The 6679-nt window shown below is 63.4% G+C and carries 7 protein-coding genes and 1 pseudogene; 7 read left to right on the top strand and 1 reads right to left on the bottom strand.

From position 1 onward, the window contains the following. The 6 genes and pseudogenes from AC1DYD_RS40930 to AC1DYD_RS40905 form a co-directional block, all read left to right on the top strand. Window positions 1–242, top strand: a pseudogene (locus AC1DYD_RS40930) (IS701 family transposase); the annotation flags it as partial. A 16-nt stretch (window positions 243–258) separates the two neighbouring features. Then, a complete protein-coding gene (locus AC1DYD_RS40925; RefSeq protein WP_478178423.1) occupies window positions 259–1323 on the top strand; it encodes a glycosyltransferase family 4 protein in 1065 nt (354 codons plus the stop codon). A 28-nt stretch (window positions 1324–1351) separates the two neighbouring features. Continuing rightward, the gene (locus tag AC1DYD_RS40920) at window positions 1352–3511 is read left to right on the top strand and encodes an amylo-alpha-1,6-glucosidase (RefSeq protein ID WP_478178422.1); all 2160 of its coding nucleotides are present in this window, start codon (window positions 1352–1354) and stop codon (window positions 3509–3511) included. A 513-nt stretch (window positions 3512–4024) separates the two neighbouring features. Next, window positions 4025–4741: a Crp/Fnr family transcriptional regulator gene (locus tag AC1DYD_RS40915; protein WP_478178421.1), complete on the top strand. Its 717-nt coding sequence runs from the start codon at window positions 4025–4027 to the stop codon at window positions 4739–4741. 95 nt (window positions 4742–4836) lie between these two features. After that, a complete protein-coding gene (locus AC1DYD_RS40910) occupies window positions 4837–5595 on the top strand; it encodes a hypothetical protein (protein WP_478178420.1) in 759 nt (252 codons plus the stop codon). Window positions 5596–5634: 39 nt separating this feature from the next. Next, a complete protein-coding gene (locus AC1DYD_RS40905) occupies window positions 5635–6192 on the top strand; it encodes a DUF1003 domain-containing protein (protein ID WP_478178419.1) in 558 nt (185 codons plus the stop codon). 13 nt (window positions 6193–6205) lie between these two features. On the opposite strand, the gene AC1DYD_RS40900 is transcribed toward AC1DYD_RS40905, so the two are convergent. After that, window positions 6206–6499 (bottom strand): hypothetical protein, encoded by a 294-nt coding sequence (locus AC1DYD_RS40900; RefSeq protein ID WP_478178418.1) that lies wholly within the window; start codon window positions 6497–6499, stop codon window positions 6206–6208. On the opposite strand from AC1DYD_RS40900, the gene AC1DYD_RS40895 reads away from it, so the two are divergent. Next, on the top strand, window positions 6498–6679 hold a 182-nt coding region (locus AC1DYD_RS40895), incomplete at its 3' end, for a transposase domain-containing protein (protein WP_478178195.1). The genes AC1DYD_RS40900 and AC1DYD_RS40895 overlap by 2 nt on opposite strands.

The raw sequence follows: 6679 nt of genomic DNA, 5'->3' as shown, positions 1-6679 counted from the left end.
TCCTGATGGCCGAACGCCTGATCGCCGACAAGCCAGTCGGCGGTAAAAAAAACTTCATCGAACGCCAAGTGCCTGCGTTTCCCGCGAATTACATCCCCCGCGGCAGTCCTGCGCGCGCAGCGCCACGTGGACCATTCGATCACGACACTGCGACTCAGCCTGAGCTATCTACTCATCGCTCGCCTCGGGCAGTGCCCTTGCTGCGGCAAGGCAAGCGCAAAGCTACTCTTGTGACACAGTAAGACTAGGAGAGCAGCCATGAAAATTGCTCAGGTCGCACCGCTCTACGAAGCGGTGCCGCCCTACCTGTACGGGGGGACCGAAAGGGTGGTCGCTCACCTGACCGACGCGCTTGTGGACCAAGGCCATCAAGTCACCCTATTCTCGTCCGGCGAGGCGCGAACGAGAGCCACGCTCGTGGCGACGCGCAGGCAGGCGATCCGGCTGGACCCTGCCGTGCTCAAATCCGACCTCGCGAGCCACTTGTCGATGCTGGATGAGGTACGGCGCATGGCCGACGAGTTCGACGTGCTGCATTTCCACATTGACATGTTGCACTTTCCGTTGTTCGAGCATCTCGCCGGGCGTACTTTGACGACACTGCACGGCCGGCTCGACATCGCCGACCTGCCCGATACCTACCGCCGATGGAAGAAGTATCCGCTCGTGTCTATTTCGGACAACCAACGCAAGCCGCTGCCCGATGGCAACTGGTACGCGACCGTGCACCACGGCATAGCCGCAGACAGCTGTCGGTTCAGCGATTCGGCGCGCGGCGACTACCTGGCTTTCCTCGGTCGCATTTCGCCTGAGAAGCGACCGGACCGCGCCATCGAGATCGCGAAAGTGTCGGGCGTTCCGCTCCGCATCGCCGCGAAAGTCGACAACGTCGATCGCGGGTATTTCGAGCGTGAGATTCGCCCGCTGCTTGACCACCCTTTGGTCGAATTTCTCGGGGAGATCGACGATGAGCACAAGAGCCAGTTCCTCGGCGACGCGCGCGCGCTGCTATTCCCAATCGATTGGCCCGAACCGTTCGGCCTGGTGATGATCGAGGCGATGGCTTGCGGCACGCCGGTGATTGCCTGGCGCCGTGGATCGGTGCCCGAGATCGTCGACCCCGGCGTGACGGGTTACATCGTGGGCGACGTCGCGCAAGCGGCCGAGGCCGTCGAAGCCGTGCGGCGTCTGCCGCGCGCGCGGGTACGTGCCGTATTCGAAGAACGTTTCACGGCGCAAGCAATGGCGCAGCACTACGCGCAACTCTACTGGCAGCTCGCGCGCGACAGCCGAGCCGCGCTGCTCGAAGGCGAGGCGGCATGAAGAGACCTGGACCTGAAGGAGCGGTGCCTTGAGCGCGGCAACAGAAAAATCCACGGTGACGCAGGAAGATGCATGGCCCGCCCCGCCTGCGCGCTCCGGGCAGCGGCTTTTCGTCTTGAAGGAAGGCGACACCTTCCTGGTCGCCGATGCGTTTGGCGATGTCACCGGAGAGGGTGACGGCCTCTTCCACAATGACACCCGCCTCTTGTCGACTTTCCGCCTGCTGATGGACGGGCTCCAGCCGGCGCTCCTTTCGAGCGCGGTGAGCCAGGACAACGCCTTCTTCACGGCCAACATGACCAACCACCCGTTGCCGCCGCTGGGTGAAACCTCGATGCCCGAGGGCGTGATACATCTGGAACGGCGGCGCTTTCTGTGGGACGCCCGCGTGTATGAACGCATTTCCCTTGCCAACTACAGCGACGAGGCGGCGCGCGTGCCGATCCAACTGCTTTACGCAGCCGACTTCCGGGACATGTTCGAGGTGCGAGGCCATAGCCGGAACAAGCGCGGCGATCCCGCCGACGCGCAAGTCGATGACCGCGGCGTCGCATTGCGCTATCAGGGTCTCGACGCCGTATGGCGCAGCGTCGTGGTGTCGTTTTCCGAGGTGCCGCAACGCTTGACCGAAGATCACGCCGAATTCGAGGTGTTTCTAGCCAGACGCGCACGCTGGACGTTGTATGTCGAGGTCGGGACCGCGCAGACCCTGCCGTCGCGCCAGAGCTACCGTGATGCCGCGGCGCAGGCACGCTGCATCCTGCGGCTGCACCGCCGCCGTGGTGCGCGGCTGCGTGTATCGAATCGGTTGTTCCAGGCATGGATCGACAAGTCCGAGGCCGACCTCGCGTTGCTGACCACCGAATTGCCCACCGGCCCGTATCCCTACGCCGGCATTCCATGGTTTTCGACGCCCTTCGGCCGCGATGCGGTGATCACGGCGATGCAAACGCTCTGGATCGATCCGGCCCTTGCGCGTGGGGTGCTTTCTTTCCTGGCGGCTCACCAGGCGCTCGAGACGTCGACCTTCCGGGACGCCGAGCCGGGCAAGATCATGCACGAGACGCGCAAGGGTGAGATGGCAGCTGTCAATGAATTGCCCTTCGGCAAGTACTACGGCGGCGTCGACACCACCCCGTTGTTCGTAATGCTCGCCGCAGCCTATGCCCAGCACACCGGAGACTTCGAATTCATCAATGGCATATGGAGCGCACTGGTGGCGGCAATGACGTGGATCGAGGGCAACGTGGCACGCCATGGCGGCTTCCTAAGCTACGCACGCGGAGAGGCCACCGGGCTCGCCAACCAGGGTTGGAAGGACAGCCACGACTCCGTGTTCCACGAAGACGGCAGCTCGCCGGTTGGACCGATCGCCTTGGTGGAGGTACAGGGCTACACGTATGCGGCATTGCGTGGCATGGCGTCGCTGGCAACCCGTCGTGGCGATGACCTTGCTTCTGAACGGTGGAGCAAGTCTGCGTCGTCCCTGGCGGCTCGGGTGGAGCAAGCCTTCTGGCAGGACGATCTCGAGTTCTATGCGATCGCGCTTGACGGCAAGGGCAGCCCTTGCCGCGTGCGCGCTTCCAACGCCGGCCACCTCCTGTTCAGCGGCCTCCCTTCGCTCCAACGTGGCCGCATCGTGGCTCGGCATCTTCTTTCGGGCGCTTTTGATTCCGGGTGGGGCGTGCGCACGCTGCCTTCGAACATGGCGCGCTTCAACCCGATGTCCTATCACAACGGTTCTGTCTGGCCGCACGACGTGGCACTTTGCGCCGCGGGGGTGGCGCGGTATGGCGACCGCGATGGCGCGGTCCATCTGCTGAACAACCTGTTCGAGGCCGCCGCGTTCTTCGGGCTGCGCCTGCCCGAGTTGTTTTGCGGATTCAAGCGTTCGCCGGGCGAATCGCCCATCGCCTATCCGGTAGCCTGTCTCCCGCAGGCCTGGGCTGCTGGATCGGTGTTCATGCTGCTGCAGGCGTGCCTGGGGGTGGAAATCGACGCACAGGCTGACTGCATGCTCATCAACAGGCCCCGGCTGCCCGTCGGCATCGATTCGCTGAACATCGGCAGCATTTCCGTAGGCGCAAGTCGATTCGATTTGGCGTTCCGGCGGGTGGAGGGCGGCGTGGTGGCCTTCGTTGAGCCGGAAGGCGGCGCGTCACCCACGCGCGTCGAAGTGCGCCTCTAACGGCCGCCCGCCGCGCGCGTTGTCTTCGCAGCCCTGCAGGCCTGTTGCGCCTCCGTGGCACGCTTATGTGCCGCTTGTTCGGCCTGGAGCCCGCCGCTTCGCCCGGACTGCGCACGCGGTCGACACCCTTGTCGGCGACGCATGGCCTTGCGCAAGGCAGCGCATGGCTGATAAGCCGGATGTCCGCTGTGCACTGACGACTCGCAGCGGCAGCGTCACTATGCTCCGGATTCGGTTTCCCGGATGGCCTGGTGCCTGCGTCAAAGGAATTGGGGACAGTCCCGGCATCGAGGAATCTCCCATGACGGGAGGGCGCCGAAGCAACCTCTACCAGCGCCGGATGACTGTCGATTTGCAGCATGAGCCGATGCAAGATTCTTGTCTGTGCGCCACCGAACGGCTCGTTTGTGCGATAGCGGACATGGTTTTCGGCTCAAGTGCCTACAATGGCAAGAGGGGTGTGCACACGAGCATGCCCCAGGTCATCCTCAAAGCCAATATGCGGAGGAAGCGATGGCCCTTCAGCCCGAACCGAGAGGAAACCGCCTGCTCGGCGCATTGCCCGATGCCGAATGGCAGCGCTGGCTGCCTCAGTTGGAGGCGGTCGAGATGCCGCTGGGTCAGGTGCTGTATGAGTCGGGCACCACGTTGAGCCACGTGTACTTTCCGACAACCGCCATCGTCTCCTTGTTGTACGTCATGGAGAACGGAGCTTCGGCGGAGATCGCCGTGGTCGGCAACGAAGGCGTCGTTGGCATCTCGCTGTTCATGGGCGGAGAGTCCACCCCCAGCCGTGCGGTCGTGCAAAGCGCCGGCCATGGCTTCCGGCTCAAGGCACAGGTGATCAAGGAGGAGTTCAACCGGGCACCCGTCCTTCACCTGCTGTTGCGCTACACCCAGGCGTTGATCACGCAGATGGCGCAAACGGCGGTCTGCAACCGGCACCACTCGCTGGATCAGCAACTGTGCCGCTGGCTGCTGCTGAGCCTGGACCGGCTGCAGGGGAATGAACTCGTGATGACGCAGGAACTGATCGCCAACATGCTCGGTGTGCGCCGCGAAGGCGTCACCGAAGGGGCACTCAAGCTTCAGAAGGTCGGTCTGATCAGCTATGCGCGTGGCCACATCTCCGTGTTGGATCGGCAAGGGCTGGAGCGGCGCTCCTGCGAGTGCTATGCAGTGGTCAAGAAGGAGTACGACAGGCTCCTTCCGCGCAAGACCGCCATCTAGACGGGGAAAGCGGCATGGGTCGCGCATCGGGCGCGATGTGCGTTGCCGTACAGACAGCGCCCCGGCGCCGCCTTACAAAAGGGCGTAAGGATTTCATGCCGAAGCCCGACCTTCGCCAGGGTAGCCCTCTTTCCATCGACGCCTTCGCGGGTTTCGCCGGCATGTTGAGGATGCGGTTCCAGAGCGACCAGCCTGTGGTGGTATGCAGGCTCTGTCGCACCGTCAATCGCGACGAGGCCAAATTCTGCGCTGGTTGTGGCGGCAAGCTCCCGGCGTTCTACGCGGCCGCCTCGGAGTCGACTCCTGATCGATCGGTCCGGGAATCAAAGTGGACGGAATACTCGGGGAATTGGACGGCGTTTCCGAGCCCACGTGACGGCAACACCGACGACTGCCCGGATCGAGGCCTTCGTGCGAAGAGGAATAACGCAGCGGCACAGTTGGTTCGGCGAGCGGAGCAATGGATTCGCCACGCCGATGCCGGCGAATTGCTGCACGTCCTCCTGGCCGGCGGGCTGAGCGCCACCATCGCGGAAGACAACGGCCACTTCCGCAGCGACGTCGACCTGAGCGAGCGTCGAGATGCGCTCTCGGGGTTGGGAATCATCTGGGCGGATCTTCCTGCAGATGAAACCCTGTCGATCTTCGCCCAGGTCTGGGGTGCCTCGGCGCCGCCTGCGTGCGAGGACGCGCGGGCGGCATGGTTCGCGTCCGACATCAACGCGCAGGAAGGCGCCAGGCAATGGCTGCGAGCGGAAGTCGCAGAGAACATCGCTCTCTTCGACGCGTGCGTGTCGGAATGGTGTCTACTGCGCACGGCACAGGAGCAGATGAGGACGCCCCAGTCGGCGTAGGCGTTTTGGACTCCGACCCGACGAACAGGAGGCTGAGACATGCATCGACCGGAAGAAATCGCAACCAAGCTGCTGGGTTCGCGCTACGACGCCCTCGACGAGCGAACGAAGCGCATCGCGCGACACGTCGCTGAGCGAACGCATGTTTCGCGCAATGTCGCGCAAGATGCTGATCGCGGACAGTCATTCGGCCAACGCGCGGCAGACGCGGTCGCTTCCTTCGGCGGCTCCTGGCCCTTCGTCGGGCTCTTCGGCGCGACCATGCTGCTGTGGGTCGCGCTCAATGCCTTGCTCCTGGCAACCCGCGGCACGACCTTCGACCCCTACCCGTTCATCTTGCTCAATCTGTTTCTTTCGATGCTGGCGGCGGTGCAGGCGCCAATCATCCTGATGTCGCAGAACCGGCAATCCGAAAAGGACCGGATCCATGCAGAGCACGACTACGAGGTCAACCTCAAGGCCGAACTGGAGATCATGCTGCTGCACGAAAAGATCGATCAATTGCGCGAGCGGCAATGGGAAGAGTTGCTGGAGATCCAGAAGCAGCAACTCGCGCTATTGACGGGGTTGATCGAGAAGAAGACGCTGCCGCCGTAGCTTGCGACAAGCCTTAGCGGGAACCTGTCGGGTTCACCATCTTCGAAGCGTCCGCCACCTGCTGAGACATCTGGGCCTGTGCTTCAGCGGCCATCCCCATGAGGGCTTCGGCGTGTTCTCGCGCGAAGGTCGAATAGTTTTCCGTGAGACTTCGGATCAGGTCGGCCTGGGCCTCGGACGCGGGCGCACCTCCAAAAGTCTTCTGTGCCAACTCGAGGTACTTCTGTGCGCTGGTGTTGACCCAATACTGTTCGGATAGAGAAATTTGATGTAAAATGACTGCCGTCGCAACGACGGAGTCGAGCATGGCGAGAACCAAGGCGGTCCTGGGCAGCGGAGCCAGGCTGGCTGACTTTCTGAGCGCCAGCCTGCTGGCGCGGGTGGTGCCGGCCGAGGTGGTGAATGCGGTGCTCGACGCCCACGGCTGCAATTCGCAACGCGTGCGCAGCTTTCCGGCCGTGGCGGGGGCGTACTACTGCATGGCGCT

Source organism: Variovorax sp. P4_B11, assembly GCF_056402355.1.
This window is presented reverse-complemented; position numbering and strand designations above follow the sequence as displayed.